This window comes from Salipaludibacillus neizhouensis (assembly GCF_002886185.1).
GTDB lineage: Bacteria > Bacillota > Bacilli > Bacillales > Salisediminibacteriaceae > Salipaludibacillus > Salipaludibacillus neizhouensis.
This window is the reverse complement of the sequence record NZ_KZ614146.1, coordinates 2,713,223-2,730,294: the sequence shown is the minus strand read 5'-3', so window position 1 is coordinate 2,730,294 and position 17,072 is coordinate 2,713,223. Positions and strand designations below refer to the sequence as shown.

Sequence of the window (17,072 nt, the reverse complement as noted above, 5' to 3'; positions counted from 1 at the left end):
GGGTGGCTTTAAAGATCACGCTGTATTTAATAAAAGACGGCTATGCCGTTTTTTTTACAAGATAAGAATTTATAAGGTTACAGCTATCTTTACGCCACGCGTGTCAAGGGAAACCCACCCTTGCCACGCGTGTCAAGGGAAACCCACCCTTGCCACTTAAATGATGGTGGCGAAAGATAACGATGTATTTAAGAAAAGACGCTACGCGTTTTTCTTATGCTTTATTACTAATCATTAGATTCATCGCTAGCAGTCTCCTTGCAATTAACAATGAGAATAATAAGAATAACGTAAAGCCAATCCAATAAGAGACAATTCTTAGCGCATCTGCATTCCACGGTGCCAAAGAAGAAATAATCATTCCACCTAATAATGAAAAGCAAAGGCTAAACAGGATTAAAAATGGGAGATTTAGTCTCTTGAAAATAAGAAATTCTCCATTGTGTTCAATTTTATTCTTTTTATATAAAAAAGTACCAAGCAAAAGAAAAAAGACAGTAAAAGCGATAGCAGTGATAATTGTAGCAATAGTTGATGTGTTCGAAAAGACATACATAAATGGTGTTACGTATTCTAACCAGACGGGCTGGTTTAGATAATATTTAAAATGAACGTCTATCAGCCCTTGAATTAATGTAAAGAGGCCGAGCGGGAAAATAGCAAAAACAATAGTTAGGGCTATCTGAGATATTAATTCCCCGGCAATTGTTCCGATGAATAACGAAAAAGTAAAGAAAAATAAAAAGCCTAGAAGAGGTCCCCAGAATATCTCTGTCCACGAGACTAGGTATAAAGCGGAAGCAAACTCTGATTGATAGATAATAAAATATGCAATCCAAAAATTTACTGAATGGAAAAGAGAAATAAGGATTGCCCCGTAAAACCACTTCGCCAAGAAAAGATCATTGCGATAAAATGGTAAAGAAAATGTAAAATCATTGCGTCGCGTATTTCTTTCAAGGCCAACGAGCATTCCTGCCAAAACGATAATGGATAATGTTACTAATATTGCTAATCCTCCCTCAGAAAATATTTGTAAAACATCCCATTGCTGCACTTCATAGATAGAATCATCTACTAATTGAGCTTGCTCTTGAAGTTCTTTCCAGGTTTCAAGTGCTAACGTTGATTGAAAGGGAAGAAAAACAACAAATAACGCTAGAGTCATCCAAATGATCATTCGAGTTTGTTTATAGTTTTGATACCATAATGCCTTATGAAACATCATCATCACCACCTAACCTTGCTACGAATAAGTCTTCTAAAGATAAAGGTAGATCTTCGAATAATAGTGGAGAAGCAAGCTTGATCTTTTTTATTATTTCATCGTGATTTTTATCTATTAAAATGATATAGACGCGCCCTGTTTGTTTTAAAATAGTGACTTGGTCCTTTAAGGCAACTGGCAGGTCACTTTCGAATGCGACTTGTGCTTTTATATAATTGGCTTTCATTTCATCCAACCCATATCGACTGTTTACCATACCATCTTTAATCATAATAATATCATTTGCAATAAATTCTAGTTCATCTAAACGGTGCGATGAAATGATCACAGAAACATCATTGGTGGCTACTTCTTCAACAAGGATTTTTAATACTTGTTTTTTGACAATGACATCTAAGCCATCAGTTGGTTCGTCAAGCAGTATATATTTAGCCTTGGTTGAAAAAGCAACTACTAAGAAAAATAAAGCCTTCATCCCTTTGGAGTAATTGCCAATTTTCTTTATTTCTGGCAGAGCGAATCTTTCCATTAACTGAAGATAATAGTCTTCATCTAAACTAGGATATATTTGCTTATACAAGTGGATCATTTCTTTGGTACTATAGCTTTTAAGTGCTTCAGATGAATCGGGAACAAAAATAATTTGTTGTTTTAATTGAGGATTTCGAAAGATACTCTCATTTTCTATTAAGACGTCACCGAAAGAAGGATCTAATATCCCAACCATGGTTCTTAGAAGAGTTGTTTTCCCGGCTCCGTTCCTGCCAACTATTCCAACGATACTTCCTGTTTTTATATCAAAATCTATATCAGTAAGAATTTTATGATGATGAATTTCCTTGGAAACATGTTTAACCCTCATCTCCGTTTCCTCCTAACTTTTTATAGATCTCTTCTGTCCAACGTTTCAATTCTATTTCAGAAATCCCGGCAAAGTGACTATCAATAATAACATTCTTTAACGCTTGCTGAAGTCTCTCTGTTTTTTTTGGATCTATATATCCGGTTAATTCCTCTGATATAAACGTGCCGCGTCCTCGTATAGTGATAATAATACCCTGTCGTTCTAATTCCTGATAGGCCTTACTAACAGTGTTAGGATTTATCAGCATTTGAGATGATAAATCTCTCACAGAGGGAAGTTTTTCGTTAGGTTTTAATAACCCTCTTGCACATAACTCTTTTACTTGCTGAATGACTTGTTCATATAATGGGATACTCTTTTTGGGGTCTATTTCGAAATACATCGCTTCACCACCTGTATCGAAGTTTCAACTATTTATTGGACACAAAACAAAAGGCTCTCTTAAATTCAATTGTTTTTTTAGAACGAGGAGGTAATCGAAGCATTTTTATAAACAACGTTTACGAGACTGCCTTCTTTCCATGAAAAGATAGTCTGTACTAGGTGTGTTGTTTGATTTAGTACACTTGAATTATATAATTTAATATATTATCGGTCAAGAAAAAACTTACATTAAAAAGGCTGTCCCAAAGGTTTTTTAAACCTTTAGGACAGCCCTGAATGTGATTAATTAATTTTACTTTGATTGCTTTCTTGATATTCGGCCTCTTTGATAAAAGCAGGTGTTTTTCCTTTTGAAGCCCAAAAAAATACGACGAAGATTGCTGCGATTAAAACAAGGGGGGGAGCAATCATAATTAAAAATGTGTGTATATCCACTGTTTATTCCTCCTTTTAAAAGTTAAGAATTTATAAGATGGCGGTGGAAGCTGGCTCTGTATTTAATAAAAGACGGCTATGCCGTTTTTCTTAAAAGAGTGTTGTAAGAGCAGCATCTGTATTCAGCTGAAAGTTACTTTCTTTTTCCTTGCACATAATCGGCATCGAACAAGAAAAGTTTCATGATTAAAAGTAAGGATGGAATTAGCAAAAACAATCCGCCTATGAAAGCGATTATTAGTGCAATGGCCATCGGTTCGCTTGTGAAGCCATCATAAATAGTCAGGTATGGGTACAATAAATATGGAAAATGTGAAACGCCGTAGCCAAAGAAAGCAGTTAAATACTGAACCATGATTAATATAAACGCCGTACCATACTTTTTACCTTTCCAAATTAAAAACGTAGCTACTGCGAATAGTACAAAGGATATAGCGAAAACCCACCATATATCAAGGATGTTTTGATAATGCTCGATATTTTGGGCTCTTAATAACATTAGTACGATAACGCCCATAACAATGGAAGGCAGTGACCATGTAAGAGCGTATTTTCTAAGCAATTTTAAAGCGTTTGTATCCTGTGCACGGGAAGCATAGAATGTTAGAAACGTAGCAGATATAAATAGAACACTTACAATTGCTAAAATTACCACACTCCATGAATAGGGACTTGTAAAAAGATCTCTGTAAAGCAATTCAACAGTACCATTCTCATTGGAAATGTAGCCACCTTCTGAAATAGTTAAAACGGTAGTTAGAGAAGCGGGAATCAATAATCCCGTTGCACCGTAGAGAAAGGAGTAGAATTTGCTTTCTTTTGCACCATACGTTGCGAAAGCGTAATAGGACCCCCTGAGTGCTAATAAGATAATAGCTATGCTTCCCGGAACGAGTAAGGCTGTCCCGTAATAATAAGCAGTTGATGGGAAAAAACCGACGATACCGATAAAGAAGAATACTAGAAATACATTCGTAATCTCCCATACCGGTGATAAATAACGTTGTATAATGTTATGAATAACATGATTTTTTTTCGTAGCTTTAGAATAGTAACTAAAAAAACCTGCTCCGAAATCGACGGAGGCGACAATTAAATATCCATAAAGGAAGGACCATAATACTGTAATACCAACTACTTCATAACTCATCATCGTCTCGCAACCTCCTTCTCATCCTCTTTCTTGTGAGCAAAACCTCGTTCTTCGAGTTCATGCTCTATTGGATTCGATTTAAACATTCTGCGAAGTACGACGACGACAGTAATACCAAGGACGGCATAAAGAATAATAAACAAGTAAAGCATCAGATCAACATGCTGGGAAGTTGTTGCACCTTCTGCAGTTCTCATGACACCATTAATAATCCATGGTTGCCGACCTACCTCTGCAAAAAACCAGCCTGATTCAATAGCTAACATGGACAAAGGTCCACCCGCTACAACGGCCCATAATAATGGCCGATTAAAAGCATTCCAGTTTTTCTTCCAATTCATAGCGACAAATAAAGCAGAAACAGCTGCTAAGAACATCCCAATAAACACCATAGAATCAAACATATAATGAATCCAGAGAGGCGGGAGATCTTCTTCAGGAAATTCATTTAAACCTATCACTTCTGTATCTGGAGTTCCGCCTGCTAATATACTTAAAGCATAAGGGATTTCCAAGGCATAACTTATTTCATTTTCATCATTTATAAAACCACCAAGTATTAGCGGTGCGCCACTTTCAGTTTCCAAATGCCATTCCGCCGAGGCTAATTTCTCAGGTTGATATTCATGAAGATACTTTCCGGAAAGGTCACCGATGAGGGCTGTACCTATTGCAAAAATAATACCTGACACCATCGTCAAATGAAGAGCCTTTTTATGATAAACGTGCTTGTTCCCTTTTAAGATATGGAACGCTGCAATAGCACCTAATATAAATGCTGCTGTTAAATAACAAGTAATAATAACATGAGATATTTTTGTAGGTGTAGCGGCATTAAACATTGCAGCTAAAGGACTAACATCCGTTAGAATACCATCAACGATATTAAACCCTTGTGGTGCATTCATAAAAGAGTTAACTGTTGTGATAAAAAATGCACTGGCAGTTGCACCAATTACAATAGGGATGACTAAAAGAAAGTGTCTCATTTTAGTTTTGAATCGGTCCCACGTATATAAATAGATTCCTAGAAAAATAGCTTCAAAAAAGAAAGCAAATACTTCCATAAACATAGGTAATCCAATGGTATGACCAGCTGCCTGCATGAAGTTTGGCCATAGCAGACTGAGTTGCAGACCAATTGCAGTACCAGTAACAACACCAACTGCAACGGTTATCACAAATCCTCGTGCCCATCTTCTTGCCATAAGGGTATAATGAGGATCATTTCTCTTGATGCCCATCCACTCAGCGATGGCGATCATTAGTGGTACACCAACACCGATTGTAGCAAATATAACATGGAATCCAAGAGTAAGAGATGTTAAAAGTCGACTATATATGACGGGATCATAATCTATAAACATAGGCAATTCCAACCTTTCTTCATAATCTTTACTATCTATTATCATGACATATAGCGGTTTTCGATGAAACTATAACGTATTTTCCCTTTTTGATAAAAACTTAACACTGTATCTATAGTAATAAATATTGTAGACTTCGGTTATAGGGGTTTTCACTCATATTCTGTGAAATTGTGAGCGTTTGTTGAACAAAGATTAATGTTACAATTCAGTGAACGATAAAGAGACAAACAAGACTTATCATAGCTGTGTTTATCTAGTAATAGGCTACGTTGAAGTTGGGCTTTTCTCGAGAGAGTCTTAGTCTTTGCTTCTTAGGCAAAAAGTAATTTAATTAGGAGGTATATGCATGAGAATTCTTGTCGGTATGTCTCATGAATTAAAGCGGTATGGATGTATTCAATTGTTAAAAGATGTGACTTCCATCGAGTACATGGTTAGTGCTGCTAATACGGAAGACTTTATTGATTCTTTACAAAAATATACGTTTGATTTTATCGTGATTGATTCATCATTATATGAAGAAACAGGGATACAAGCAATTGTTTTGCAATTAGAAAAGCAGCCGGATGCTAAGTGTGTCTTCCTGTTAAAGGAACCTTTACAACTTGTGAATGACCTTTTTTTTAGTAAGGTGATAGATGGTATCGGTTATGAGAAAGCGGATTTAGGGGAACTGATGAAATTTTTTCAACAAGTACTAGAAGGAGAAAGAATATCCCTGAATTGGAATCAAAAAGTACGTGTTTTTTCGGAGGATTGGAAGCCATCGAATGAGTTAACGAAACGGGAAGAAGAAGTATTTTACATGAAGATTCGGGGTTTTACCGTAAAAGAAGCAGCAGAAGTTTTGAAAATATCAGAAAAAACGGTGGAAAATCATCGTAGAAATATTCGAAAAAAATTAAATATCAAAAAAAACAGTGAGTGGGTTCAATGGGGGAAAAAATTGGAAATGATTTAAAAATGGTTGACGATGAGGTTGCGCTAGTGCTAAGATTAATTTGGAAATAATAAACAGTTCAGAAAGGGGAGTTATCAGCATGATTAATAATAAGACATTATCTCATCCAATTTCATACATCGATCCCATCCATGCTGTTAAGTTTGAGACTCCTAATTTAACTCTATAACGCGCATACTCAATCTAACGATTATACGCACGGTATACATGGATATGTGTATCGTGCGTTTTTTAATGGACATTACTGTAAAATAATGGATTTTAAAAAACGTATGAGCCTTGCTCTATACGTTTTTTTATATGTTATCTAGGGCAGCAGACTAATGAAATTGGAGGGAAAAGGATGGTTAATAGGAAAGTATTTAAACGTATCAAGGTGACACCAGAGGAAGCGACAGGGAGCGGCTAGTGAGTGTAGAAAAATAGAAACGGGAAGTGATCGGATATGTTTTCAGTATTAAAGAAATTAACATGGTTTTTCAAGCAGCACAAAAAGAGGTATATTCTTGCAATCAGTTTATTAATTTTTGCTAGTTTACTAGAGGTTATACCGCCAAGGCTTATCGGGATGGTTATTGATGACGTGCATCAAGGACAAATGACAGAATGGATGTTACGTAATTACATCATTTTATTTATTGGATTAATGCTAGTTATTTACCTGATCACCTACACATGGATGCGTCAACTTTTTGGTGGAGCAATTATTATTGAAAGGACACTTCGAACGAATTATATGAATCATTTAATGAAGATGACACCAACATTCTACGAGAAAAATAAGACTGGTGACTTAATGGCCAAGGCCACGAACGATTTAAAAGCGATTTCCTTAACAACAGGGTTTGGAGTCTTAACGTTGATTGATGCGACCGTGTTTTTAGTCATTATCTTGTTTACGATGGGTTTTCTCGTGAGTTGGAAACTTACAATAGCCGCGTTTCTCCCGCTACCGATTATGGGATGGTTAATGAAGCGGTACGGAAAAGTTATCCATGAACGCTTTATTAAAGCGCAAGATGCTTTCGGGGATTTAAATGATCAAGTATTAGAATCCATTTCTGGCGTAAGAGTAGTGCGAGCGTTTGTTAAAGAAAAGGATGATCGGCAGCAATTTGGACAGATCACGAATGAGGTCCTTGAGAAAAACATTCAAGTAGCAAAAATTGATGCACTTTTTGAACCAACGATCAAAATACTAGTTGCTTTCAGTTACGTGATCGGACTTGGCTATGGTGCATTGTTCGTGTTTCGAAGCGAAATTACTTTAGGACAGTTGATATCTTTTAACATTTACTTAGGTATGCTCATATGGCCGATGTTCGCTTTTGGAGAGTTAATGAATGTAATGCAACGCGGGAATGCCTCGATGGATCGTTTAAACGAGACATTTACGTATGAACCGGATGTTCAAAATGGTGAGGCTGCCCAATCAAGTATTATGCCAACATCTATTGAGTTAAAGGATCTGTCCTTTTCTTATCCACTAGCGAAAACAGATGTCTTGAAGAATATTCATATTTATATTCCGCGTGGCTATAATGTGGGGATAGTTGGAAAAACCGGGAGTGGGAAGACAACATTTTTCAAGCAATTACTAAGAGAATACCCAATCGATAGTAATAAATTGTTTATTTCACAACTCTCAATTGAGCAGATTGCTCTAGGCACATTGAAAAACTGGATCGGTTATGTACCGCAAGATCAATTTTTGTTTTCAAAGACGATACGAGAAAACATATTATTTGGTTTTCCCGATGCTAATGAGATCGATTTAGAACGAGTAATGGAACATGCCTCAATTACAGCTGATATAGAGACATTTTCTGATGGTATCGAAACGTTGGTAGGGGAAAAAGGAGTGTCTTTATCTGGTGGACAGAAACAACGAATAGCCATTGCCAGAGCACTAATCAAAGATCCGCAAATACTTTTACTCGACGACGCTTTATCAGCAGTAGATGCAAAAACAGAGGCAACCATCGTTCAAAATATTCGCAAGGAACGTGCTGGCAAAACAACGTTTATTACAGCTCATCGTATGTCAGCGGTTCGGCATGCTGATTTGATTTTAGTAATGGAAGACGGCCAAGTAAAAGAAGCTGGAACTCACGATGAACTAATGCTTCAAAAAGGTTGGTATGAAAATCAGTTTACAAAACAACAAATGGAAAATAGTTCAACGGAGGTGCATGCAAGATGAACGTAGGGAAAAGGCTTTTTAACTATGCTCTCCAAGCGAAGCGAACAATTTTAGTTGCCCTTCTGTTTTTATCTATTGCAGCGGCTGCGGAATTAACAGGACCTTTTATTGCAAAAACGATGATTGACAAACATATCATGGGAATTGAACAACCTTGGGTGGAACAAGAAGATGGCGACGTAGTATATAACAACCGAGAATTTACTCGTAGTGACCGAATGGAAACGAAGTGGTCAGAGGACGAGGAAGTAAACCTACTCCAAATTGGTTTAACGTATTATTTTGTTGATGAGGCGATTGCCTTTGATGGGGAAAGAACATATGAAAATGGTGTACTTACCATTGAGAGGGGCGAGGATCAAAACAGTTATGAGGCTACGCCAATGACTCAGCAAGAAATATATCTTTTTTTTCAACAGGAAGTAGCTTTCATTATGATGCTTCTGGGGGGATATTTAGTTTTAATCATTATCTCCGCTATATTTCATTATTATCAGAGTCTATGGTTACAAATATCAGCAAATCGTATTATTAAAAGAATGCGGGAAGATGTGTTTGCAAAAATCCATGAACTTCCTATCGAATACTTTGATAAGCAACCTACTGGTAAAATTGTTGCAAGAGTGACAAATGATACAGAAGCAATTCGTGAGCTTTACGTCCGTGTTTTAGCTACTTTCTTTACTAGTATCATTTATATGACAGGAATTTTTATTGCGTTATTTTTATTAGACACTCGTTTAGCTTGGGCAACGCTTTTAATAGTCCCGATTTTGATACTTTGGATGATATTTTATCGGAAGTTTGCTGGAAAATACAATCGCGTCATTCGTGAAAAGATTAGTGAAATTAATGGGTCAATTAATGAAAACATTCAAGGAATGCCAATTGTGCAAGCCTTCGGAAGAGAGAAAGAAGTAGCCGTTGAATTTGAAAAGCTTAATGAAGAACATTTCAAGTACAATAATAAACTGCTTTCTTTGAACGCAATGACTTCGTTTAATTTGCTGAATCTTGTTCGAAATATCGCTTTTGTTGCACTTATTTGGTATTTCGGAGGGGGATCATTAGGAGTTGGTATGGTCATCAGTCTTGGAGTCGTTTATGCTTTTGTTGATTACATTAATCGTCTGTTTGAACCGGTTAATGGTATTGTCAACCAATTGGCACAGCTAGAGGAAGCGAGAATTGCCGGCGAACGAGTATTTAAACTGATGGATGAACCAGGCACAGAATTATTAGAAAGTCATCGACCAAGGTTTCATGGAGATGTACAATTTGAAGATGTTTCATTTGCTTACAAAAAAGATGAGTATGTATTGAAAAATATCTCATTCTCGGCTAAAAGAGGGGAAACCTTTGCCTTTGTAGGACATACAGGCTCAGGAAAAAGTTCAATTATGAATATTTTATTTCGCTTTTATGATCATCAAAAAGGTACCATAAAAGTTGATGGCATTGATATTCATTCCATGACTAAACAAGAATTAAGAGAGCATATGGCTATCGTTCTCCAAGACCCATTTTTATTTACCGGCACGATAGCAACGAACGTTAGTATGAATGATGCCTCTATTTCCCGCGAGCGAATTCTGGATGCGCTTGAAAAGGTTGGTGCCCATGAGATGTTAGATGGGTTACCGAATGGATTGGATGAAGAGGTGAAAGAAAAAGGAAGTACGCTATCGGCAGGGCAACGACAGCTGATTTCATTTGCAAGAGCACTAGTTTACGATCCACCTATATTAATACTCGATGAAGCAACTGCGAACATAGATACGGATACGGAAGAGTTAATTCAACAGGCTTTAGATGTCGTAAAAGAAGGAAGAACAACCTTTGTTATTGCTCACCGACTTTCCACTATCCGCAAGGCTGATAAAATATTCGTATTAAACAGAGGGGAAATCGTTGAACAAGGAGATCATGATGCGTTGATGCAGCGAGAAGGAAAATACTACCATATGTATCAACTGCAGAAAGGGACGAGGAAAGATTCTGCAAGTTAAATGCATAGTCATAGTTCGTCCTGATTTTTCATAAGATGAGTGAAGGGTTGTGTTGAACAATCCCTTCACTCTTCTTTTTTATGCTAAAATGATGCCAAGAGAATTCTACAATAAATGTTTTGCAAGAGAAGAGGTAGACCTAAATTCGCTTTAGGCGAACATTTTCCGTGGGCAACGCTTCAGTGTTTATCCCGAGTAGCACCTACACTTCGTAGGTGCTACTCGGGGTGGCGAGGATAACGCTGTATTTAACAAAAGACGCTTTGCATTTTTCTTAACAAAGTTCACGAAGACTGGCTTCTTGAAAGATATTATTTGGTTAGGCTAGGAGATGGGACTATGTATGATTATATTGATAGTATAAGTCAATTGTTAAGAGAACCATTTATGAACGCGGCAAATAGTGTGGAGTCTTTCCCATTGCTGTTTGCGTTATTATTAGGATTAGTAGGAGCTCTAGCCCCTTGTCAGTTTTCCGGGAATGTGAGTGCTATTACATTATATGGAACGAACTCTTTGAAAAAGGGAATCTCCTGGTCTGATACGCTTTATTATGTCTTGGGAAAGATAGTTGCTTTCTCGGCATTGGGGTTAGTTGTAGTACTTTTAGGCCAGGAATTTCAACGGCAACTTCCTTTGTTTTTTGAACCAATGAGAAAGGTGCTTGGACCCGTTCTTATCCTCATAGGTTTATATATGATAGGTTTTTTTGCGATGAAATGGAATTTACAGTTATGGAAACAAAAACATGGAACAACCCGACAACGTGGGAAGTGGGGAGCTTTCATGCTTGGTTTTAGTTTTTCTCTAGGTTTTTGTCCAACCATGTTTATTCTCTTTTTTGTATTGCTTATGCCATTAACTTTGTCAACTAGCTATGGTGTAATCATGCCGAGTGTTTTTGCAATCGGCACCTCTATACCATTTCTATTTGTTATCTTTGTTATTTGGTACCTCGGTTTAGGGGGAGCGATATTGAAAAAAGGGCGTGAAATTGGTTTTTTCGTTCAACGTTTAGCAGGGTCATTTATGATCTTTATTGGCATTATTGATATTCTTACTTTTTGGTAATAATCAGTGTTTTGTGTTGTCTGTCAATAAAAACCCTGCTTGATCCATGGCTCTTTCAGCATCATCCAAATCTTGTTCTGATTTAGCCTCAAGTGTGTGAAGGTGGATTCCATCGGTTAATTCGGACAAGTAACTGGCATTAGTTTTCTGAATATTTTTTATGAATTGATAAACTTCCTTTCTATTACTGACCATGACACTGGCCGTTAAATCTCCATAAATCGGATGTTCCACTTTCACATCTCTTACGAGCACCCCTTGATCTACAAGGATAAGAAGTTCCTGCTCTGTATCTTCCGGTCGATGATAACTAGGGACGATCCGAGTGATTGCATGTTCGTTGGCGTTATCCTCGGTTAATACGTACCCTTGGCTCGTTGCTAAAATGGATATATTTTTCGCTTTTAATAGCGAAATATCCTGAACAATCACCTGACGACTGACATTTAAGTATTCTGCCAACTGTCCTCCGGTCAACGGAATATTGTCTTGCCTCAATAAAGAAATAATTTCTTCGCGGCGTTCGTCCCCAAGCCACTTTTTCTTTGATTTCATAGATTGTATGCCTCCCAATAAATTATTCCTTCGATATTTCCAGTATTTTTGTTGCTGTAAGGCTGAGATCCTGTTTTGTTGTATGTTTCCCGAATGAGATACGGAAAAAACGCAATCGGTCTTGTTCACTAAGATAAATGCTATTCATGGCTGATGATGCGTCAAATTCCTCTGATTGACAAGCACTTCCAGTAGAAATACAGATATTATGTCTGTCTAGCGATAACATCATATATTGTCCCTGAATCCCTTTGATAGAAATTCCAATAATCCATGGAAGTTGATTAGACTTTAAAGGATGTCCCTCAATCCGAAGCTTGTCACCTAACGGAGCTATCGCGCTTATGAACCCCTCACGAAGACTCCAGGCTTGTATTCGTCTGTCCTCCAATTGTTCATGAATATCAACGGAAGCTTGTGTAAAGCTCGCAATTCCCGGGATATTTAGTGTGCCAGGCCGAAAACCCTGTTGGTGAGAGGTTAAAGGACGTATTTTAGACCAATTCACTTTATTAGAGAGAAAAACGGCTCCAACACCTTTTGGTCCATAAATTTTATGACTTGATATAGAAATGGCGTCAACAGAAAAAGCGGGTGTATTGATAGGGATTTTTCCAAACGATTGCACACAATCACTATGAAAGATGATCGCACGTTCTTTAAACCAATCTCCCAATTGTGCTAACGGTTGAATGGTACCAATTTCCGCATTTACATGTTGAATCGATGCCAGAAAAGTATCATTTCTAGTCGCTTTTTTTACTTCTTCGATGTCTATGAGTCCGTGGTGATCAACCGGCAAATAGGTAACCTCCACCCCTTTTTCCTCAAGCTGGTGAAAAAAAGAATGAACAGAAGGGTGTTCAATGGATGAAGTAATCACGTGATTTCCTTTATGTTTGTTTGCTAGATATAGACTCTCTAAAGCTAAATGGTTCGACTCTGTTCCTCCGCTTGTAAAATAAATTTCGTCAGATTGACAGTCAAGAAGGGTCGCTAACTGACGTTGACAAGTAGTTAGTAGCTGGTTGGCAACCTCTCCCGGTTCATGAAGACTGCTCGTATTGGCAAAAAAGGAATCATTCGCTTTTATCCAAGTATTTACTGCGTTTTCTGAAATAGGAGTCGTTGCTGCATGGTCTAAATATATCATAAAAATCACCTTTTCTTAAAATGTCTTGTCATTAGTTTAATTTTATGTAAATATAGGTGTCAAGACACATGTAAAGATTAAGGTGATTTATTTGATGAAAACAGATGTTTTAATTATAGGTGGTGGATTAGCTGCGATGATGGCTGCTTCGAAACTTGTCGCAGATAAACAAGTAACGATGGTTTTAAAAGGGCGAAAAACAGAGGGGAACTCCTGGAGAGCACAAGGAGGTATCGCTGTTGCCCTTAGTGAAGAGGATTCACCAACTCTACACATGGAGGATACATTACATGCGGGCTGTTTTCAAAATAACCGCGTACTAGTAGATATATTAGTTAATGAAGGACCTAAGCGACTGAAATGTTGGATAAACAACGGATTATTATTTGACAAAACATTAGATGGCAGTTTTTCTCTTGGAAAAGAAGGGGCCCATAGTCAACGGAGAATCGTTCATGCGGGCGGAGACCGAACAGGAGATCGTACGATGAATTATTTTTCTGGACAATTACGTGATAAACTTCACATGATAGAAAACTGTATTGTCATCGATCTTATTATTGAGGAAGACGCGTGTATCGGAGCACTCATACAAGATGAACAGGGAGATACACAAGAACTCTATGCAGACCAAACTATTTTGGCAACTGGAGGCTTAGGAGGATTGTTTCAGGAATCCAGTAACGATGAAACGATTACAGGAGACGGTATTGCTTTAGCTTACCGGGCTGGTGCAAGATTACTAGACTTAGAATATATTCAGTTCCACCCTACGCTCATTGTGTCAAATCATAAAGTGATCGGTTTAGCCTCAGAGGCACTGCGAGGTGAGGGAGCAAAGCTCGTAAACTCCGAAGGGGAACTAATCATGAATGACAAGCATCCTTTAGGAGATTTAGCTCCGAGAGATGTTGTGGCAAGAGTTCTTTATTCACACATTGAAAAAGGAAATGATGTTTATCTCGATATTACGGATGTCCAAAAAGTCGATGAACATTTTCCACAGATTAAAGACATGTGTGTGCGCAACGATGTCGATTGGGAAGGGAAAAGGATTCCTGTCCGTCCAGGGGCACATTTTCATATGGGAGGTGTGCAAACAGATGAGTACGGGAGAACGAGTGTACAAAATCTTTTTGCGGTAGGCGAAGTAGCTGGAAGTGGTGTTCATGGAGCGAATCGATTGGCTAGCAACTCTTTGCTAGAAGCAATTGTATTCGGGGAAAGGGTGGGAGAATGGATTAGCGGGTTACCGCAAACCTATGATCGATTGCCTTCTAAATCTGTTCAAACCTCTGAAAACTCTTTGAAGTGCCTTCTTCCTCCCAAAAGTGACATAAGAAAACAGGTGACAAGTGCATTAGGTGTGGTGAGAACGGAGAAAAAATTACTGGAATTCCTTAGTTGGCTTGAATCTTATCAAATAGAAAAGTATCAATCTATTACTAGAAATGGCTGGAGTAAAAAAGAGTTGGAGCGAAGTAATATGATGCTTACGGCTTTTTTGATTGCCAAAGCTGCTTTTAATAGAAAAAAAAGTATAGGTGCTCACTTTATGCAGAGCGAAGAGGAGAGAGTAGAACATGAATCAGCTTTTATTAAAGCAACAGTTATCTAATTTTTTGCAAGAAGATATTGGTTATGGCGATCAAACATCTCAAGCAATATTTGAAGATGAGTGGGGAGAGGCGGAATTTTTAGCGAAAGAGCCAGGAATTTTTTGTGGAGAGAAAGTTCTTCAATCGATCTATGAATTAGTTTCGGCAAAGATTGAACTTACACTTTTGAAAAGTGACGGTGATCTACTTGAATCCGGAGAAATTTTTGCGAAGGTATCCGGTCCGATCGTTGACCTCTTAAGTACAGAAAGGGTGGCTTTAAATCTGATACAACGATTATCTGGTATAGCTACAAAAACCGCGGTATCGGTTTCCAAAGTGAAGGGGACAGAAACAAAAATATGTGACACAAGAAAGACAACCCCCGGTCTGCGAATGTTGGAAAAGTATGCTGTAAGGTGTGGAGGAGGTTGGAACCACAGATTCGGTCTGGATGATGCTATTTTGATTAAAGATAATCATATTACCCAAGCAGGATCGGTTACAAGAGCTGTGACAAAAGTGAAGCAGTCTATTGGTCATATGAGAAAGATTGAAGTTGAGATAGAAAATTTGCTTCAACTAGAGGAAGCAATTAAAGCAGGCGTTGATGTGATTATGTTGGATAATTGCTCTATTGAAGAAGCTACGACTTGGTGCAAAATGATTCCTTCTTACATCACAACAGAAGTTTCCGGGGGAATGACGGAAGATCAATTAGAAGCTTATGCAAAAGCAGGGGTAGATTACATTTCTATGGGTGCGTTAACTCATTCTGCAACAGCATTAGATATTAGCTTTAATGTATCCGTAAAGGAGGGAGTTACAAATGCTTCTTAATGATATATTTCAAGAAGTTCAGCCACAACTACCTGTTAAGTATAAGGAAGCGACCGATAAAGAGTTGATTGAAAAAGTTTGGAAACTAAAGAAATACTTCGGTAAAGACTTGTTCATACCGGGTCATCATTATCAGCGGGATGACGTTATTCAATTTGCTGATGCCACAGGTGATTCCTTGCAATTAGCCCAAGTTTCAGCGGCTAATACGGAAGCATCTTACATTATTTTTTGCGGTGTTCACTTCATGGCGGAAACGGCAGATATACTAGCAAATGAAAATCAACGTGTGATATTACCAGATTTACGTGCTGGCTGTTCCATGGCAGATATGGCGAATAGAGCACAGACTGAAAAAGCGTGGGAAAAGCTGACAAGTATTTATGGGGACACTATCATACCTATAACCTACGTTAACTCTTCTGCAGAAATAAAAGCATTTGTTGGTCGACACGGTGGTGCTACGGTTACTTCATCAAATGCGGAGAAAATGCTGCATTGGGCTTTTTCACAGAAAAAAAGAATTTTATTTTTACCTGATCAACATTTAGGCAGAAATACCGCTTATGATATGGGTATTTCATTGAATGAAATGGTCGTATGGAATCCGCACAAGGAAGAGATGGAAGAAGATGTATTAGATCCTAAAATGATTCTTTGGAAAGGCCATTGTTCCGTTCATGAAAATTTTAGAATCGATCATGTGTGGTCCTTACGGGAAAAAGACCCTGAGAGAAAAATTCTTGTGCATCCAGAGTGTTCATGGGAAGTCACGCAAGCGGCTGATCTAGCTGGATCTACCCGTTTCATTATCGAACAAGTAAGGCAAGCACCTAAAGGGGCAAAATGGGCTATCGGAACAGAAATGAACCTTGTAAAACGGTTAATAAAACAATTTCCAGACCAGTCAATTGTCTCTTTAAATCCAGAAATGTGTCCTTGTTTAACGATGAATCGAATTGATTTACCGCATTTAGTGTGGGCCCTTGATGAGTTATATGAGGGAAGAATACCAAATCAAATACGTGTTGACCATCAAGTCGCACAAGAGGCTAAACTGGCGATAGATCGAATGCTAGTTAATGATTAAAGAATATTTAGGTAGCACCTGACTATCAGTCATAGGTGCTACTAAATTAGTTTTACAATTCTGAATTTAATGATTATAATTATAGTAGGTATAGATCTAATCTGAACGATTACAAAGTCAGATTAGGTTTTTTCTGTATAGTAATGAAAGCCCTTAT

Annotated in this window: 15 protein-coding genes; 7 read left to right on the top strand and 8 right to left on the bottom strand. The window is 37.7% G+C overall.

Going from position 1 to position 17,072, the window contains the following annotated elements; all coding sequences use genetic code 11:
* Positions 1 to 214: 214 nt before the first annotated feature.
* The 6 genes from CEF18_RS12965 to CEF18_RS12945 all read right to left on the bottom strand — a co-directional run bounded on the left by CEF18_RS12965 (position 215) and on the right by CEF18_RS12945 (position 5,432).
* Complete coding sequence (locus CEF18_RS12965; RefSeq protein ID WP_190238686.1) at positions 215 to 1,228, bottom strand: hypothetical protein; 1,014 nt, start codon at positions 1,226 to 1,228, stop codon at positions 215 to 217.
* Positions 1,215 to 2,090: an ATP-binding cassette domain-containing protein gene (locus CEF18_RS12960; protein WP_110936867.1), complete on the bottom strand. Its 876-nt coding sequence runs from the start codon at positions 2,088 to 2,090 to the stop codon at positions 1,215 to 1,217. Before CEF18_RS12960 ends, CEF18_RS12965 begins: the two co-directional genes overlap by 14 nt.
* Complete coding sequence (locus tag CEF18_RS12955) at positions 2,080 to 2,475, bottom strand: GntR family transcriptional regulator (RefSeq protein WP_110936866.1); 396 nt, start codon at positions 2,473 to 2,475, stop codon at positions 2,080 to 2,082. The genes CEF18_RS12960 and CEF18_RS12955 overlap by 11 nt, the downstream gene beginning before the upstream one ends.
* 284 nt (positions 2,476 to 2,759) lie before the next feature.
* The gene (gene cydS / locus CEF18_RS25940) at positions 2,760 to 2,912 is read right to left on the bottom strand and encodes a cytochrome bd oxidase small subunit CydS family protein (protein ID WP_183040941.1); all 153 of its coding nucleotides are present in this window, start codon (positions 2,910 to 2,912) and stop codon (positions 2,760 to 2,762) included.
* A gap of 133 nt (positions 2,913 to 3,045) precedes the next feature.
* Positions 3,046 to 4,062, bottom strand: coding sequence for a cytochrome d ubiquinol oxidase subunit II (locus CEF18_RS12950; protein ID WP_110937691.1), 1,017 nt, complete (start codon positions 4,060 to 4,062; stop codon positions 3,046 to 3,048).
* A complete protein-coding gene (locus tag CEF18_RS12945; RefSeq protein ID WP_110936865.1) occupies positions 4,062 to 5,432 on the bottom strand; it encodes a cytochrome ubiquinol oxidase subunit I in 1,371 nt (456 codons plus the stop codon). The genes CEF18_RS12950 and CEF18_RS12945 overlap by 1 nt, the downstream gene beginning before the upstream one ends.
* A gap of 349 nt (positions 5,433 to 5,781) precedes the next feature.
* On the opposite strand from CEF18_RS12945, the gene CEF18_RS26470 reads away from it, so the two are divergent.
* From CEF18_RS26470 to CEF18_RS12925, 4 genes are all read left to right on the top strand, one after another.
* Positions 5,782 to 6,396 (top strand): response regulator transcription factor, encoded by a 615-nt coding sequence (locus tag CEF18_RS26470; RefSeq protein ID WP_110936864.1) that lies wholly within the window; start codon positions 5,782 to 5,784, stop codon positions 6,394 to 6,396.
* 445 nt (positions 6,397 to 6,841) lie between these two features.
* On the top strand, positions 6,842 to 8,599 hold the full coding sequence (locus tag CEF18_RS12935) for an ABC transporter ATP-binding protein (protein WP_110936863.1): 1,758 nt from the start codon (positions 6,842 to 6,844) through the stop codon (positions 8,597 to 8,599).
* A complete protein-coding gene (locus CEF18_RS12930) occupies positions 8,596 to 10,608 on the top strand; it encodes an ABC transporter ATP-binding protein (protein WP_110936862.1) in 2,013 nt (670 codons plus the stop codon). The genes CEF18_RS12935 and CEF18_RS12930 overlap by 4 nt, the downstream gene beginning before the upstream one ends.
* 339 nt (positions 10,609 to 10,947) lie before the next feature.
* The gene (locus CEF18_RS12925; protein WP_110936861.1) at positions 10,948 to 11,679 is read left to right on the top strand and encodes an urease accessory protein UreH domain-containing protein; all 732 of its coding nucleotides are present in this window, start codon (positions 10,948 to 10,950) and stop codon (positions 11,677 to 11,679) included.
* Between the two features lie 3 nt (positions 11,680 to 11,682).
* Here the strand turns inward: CEF18_RS12925 and CEF18_RS12920 are convergent, their stop codons facing one another.
* Positions 11,683 to 12,234: a transcription repressor NadR gene (locus CEF18_RS12920; RefSeq protein WP_110936860.1), complete on the bottom strand. Its 552-nt coding sequence runs from the start codon at positions 12,232 to 12,234 to the stop codon at positions 11,683 to 11,685.
* Between the two features lie 22 nt (positions 12,235 to 12,256).
* Positions 12,257 to 13,387 (bottom strand): IscS subfamily cysteine desulfurase, encoded by a 1,131-nt coding sequence (locus CEF18_RS12915; protein ID WP_110936859.1) that lies wholly within the window; start codon positions 13,385 to 13,387, stop codon positions 12,257 to 12,259.
* A gap of 94 nt (positions 13,388 to 13,481) precedes the next feature.
* Between CEF18_RS12915 and nadB the strand changes: the two genes are divergently transcribed.
* From nadB to nadA, 3 genes are read left to right on the top strand one after another with little or no spacing between them, the layout of a single operon-like run.
* On the top strand, positions 13,482 to 15,005 hold the full coding sequence (gene nadB, locus CEF18_RS12910; protein WP_110936858.1) for an L-aspartate oxidase: 1,524 nt from the start codon (positions 13,482 to 13,484) through the stop codon (positions 15,003 to 15,005).
* Positions 14,971 to 15,825, top strand: coding sequence for a carboxylating nicotinate-nucleotide diphosphorylase (nadC, locus tag CEF18_RS12905; protein WP_110936857.1), 855 nt, complete (start codon positions 14,971 to 14,973; stop codon positions 15,823 to 15,825). The genes nadB and nadC overlap by 35 nt, the downstream gene beginning before the upstream one ends.
* Positions 15,815 to 16,915: a quinolinate synthase NadA gene (nadA, locus tag CEF18_RS12900; RefSeq protein WP_110936856.1), complete on the top strand. Its 1,101-nt coding sequence runs from the start codon at positions 15,815 to 15,817 to the stop codon at positions 16,913 to 16,915. Before nadC ends, nadA begins: the two co-directional genes overlap by 11 nt.
* The last annotated feature ends 157 nt before the right edge of the window (positions 16,916 to 17,072 follow it).

Bases quoted from the DNA above. Each gene is read 5' to 3' on its own strand.
- CEF18_RS12965 (WP_190238686.1), bottom strand. From the start codon at position 1,228: ATGATGTTTCATAAGGCATTATGGTATCAAAACTATAAACAAACTCGA.
- CEF18_RS12960 (WP_110936867.1), bottom strand. From the start codon at position 2,090: ATGAGGGTTAAACATGTTTCCAAGGAAATTCATCATCATAAAATTCTT.
- CEF18_RS12955 (WP_110936866.1), bottom strand. From the start codon at position 2,475: ATGTATTTCGAAATAGACCCCAAAAAGAGTATCCCATTATATGAACAA.
- CEF18_RS12950 (WP_110937691.1), bottom strand. From the start codon at position 4,062: ATGAGTTATGAAGTAGTTGGTATTACAGTATTATGGTCCTTCCTTTAT.
- CEF18_RS12945 (WP_110936865.1), bottom strand. From the start codon at position 5,432: ATGTTTATAGATTATGATCCCGTCATATATAGTCGACTTTTAACATCT.
- CEF18_RS26470 (WP_110936864.1), top strand. From the start codon at position 5,782: ATGAGAATTCTTGTCGGTATGTCTCATGAATTAAAGCGGTATGGATGT.
- CEF18_RS12935 (WP_110936863.1), top strand. From the start codon at position 6,842: ATGTTTTCAGTATTAAAGAAATTAACATGGTTTTTCAAGCAGCACAAA.
- CEF18_RS12930 (WP_110936862.1), top strand. From the start codon at position 8,596: ATGAACGTAGGGAAAAGGCTTTTTAACTATGCTCTCCAAGCGAAGCGA.
- CEF18_RS12925 (WP_110936861.1), top strand. From the start codon at position 10,948: ATGTATGATTATATTGATAGTATAAGTCAATTGTTAAGAGAACCATTT.
- CEF18_RS12920 (WP_110936860.1), bottom strand. From the start codon at position 12,234: ATGAAATCAAAGAAAAAGTGGCTTGGGGACGAACGCCGCGAAGAAATT.
- CEF18_RS12915 (WP_110936859.1), bottom strand. From the start codon at position 13,387: ATGATATATTTAGACCATGCAGCAACGACTCCTATTTCAGAAAACGCA.
- nadB (WP_110936858.1), top strand. From the start codon at position 13,482: ATGAAAACAGATGTTTTAATTATAGGTGGTGGATTAGCTGCGATGATG.
- nadC (WP_110936857.1), top strand. From the start codon at position 14,971: ATGAATCAGCTTTTATTAAAGCAACAGTTATCTAATTTTTTGCAAGAA.
- nadA (WP_110936856.1), top strand. From the start codon at position 15,815: ATGCTTCTTAATGATATATTTCAAGAAGTTCAGCCACAACTACCTGTT.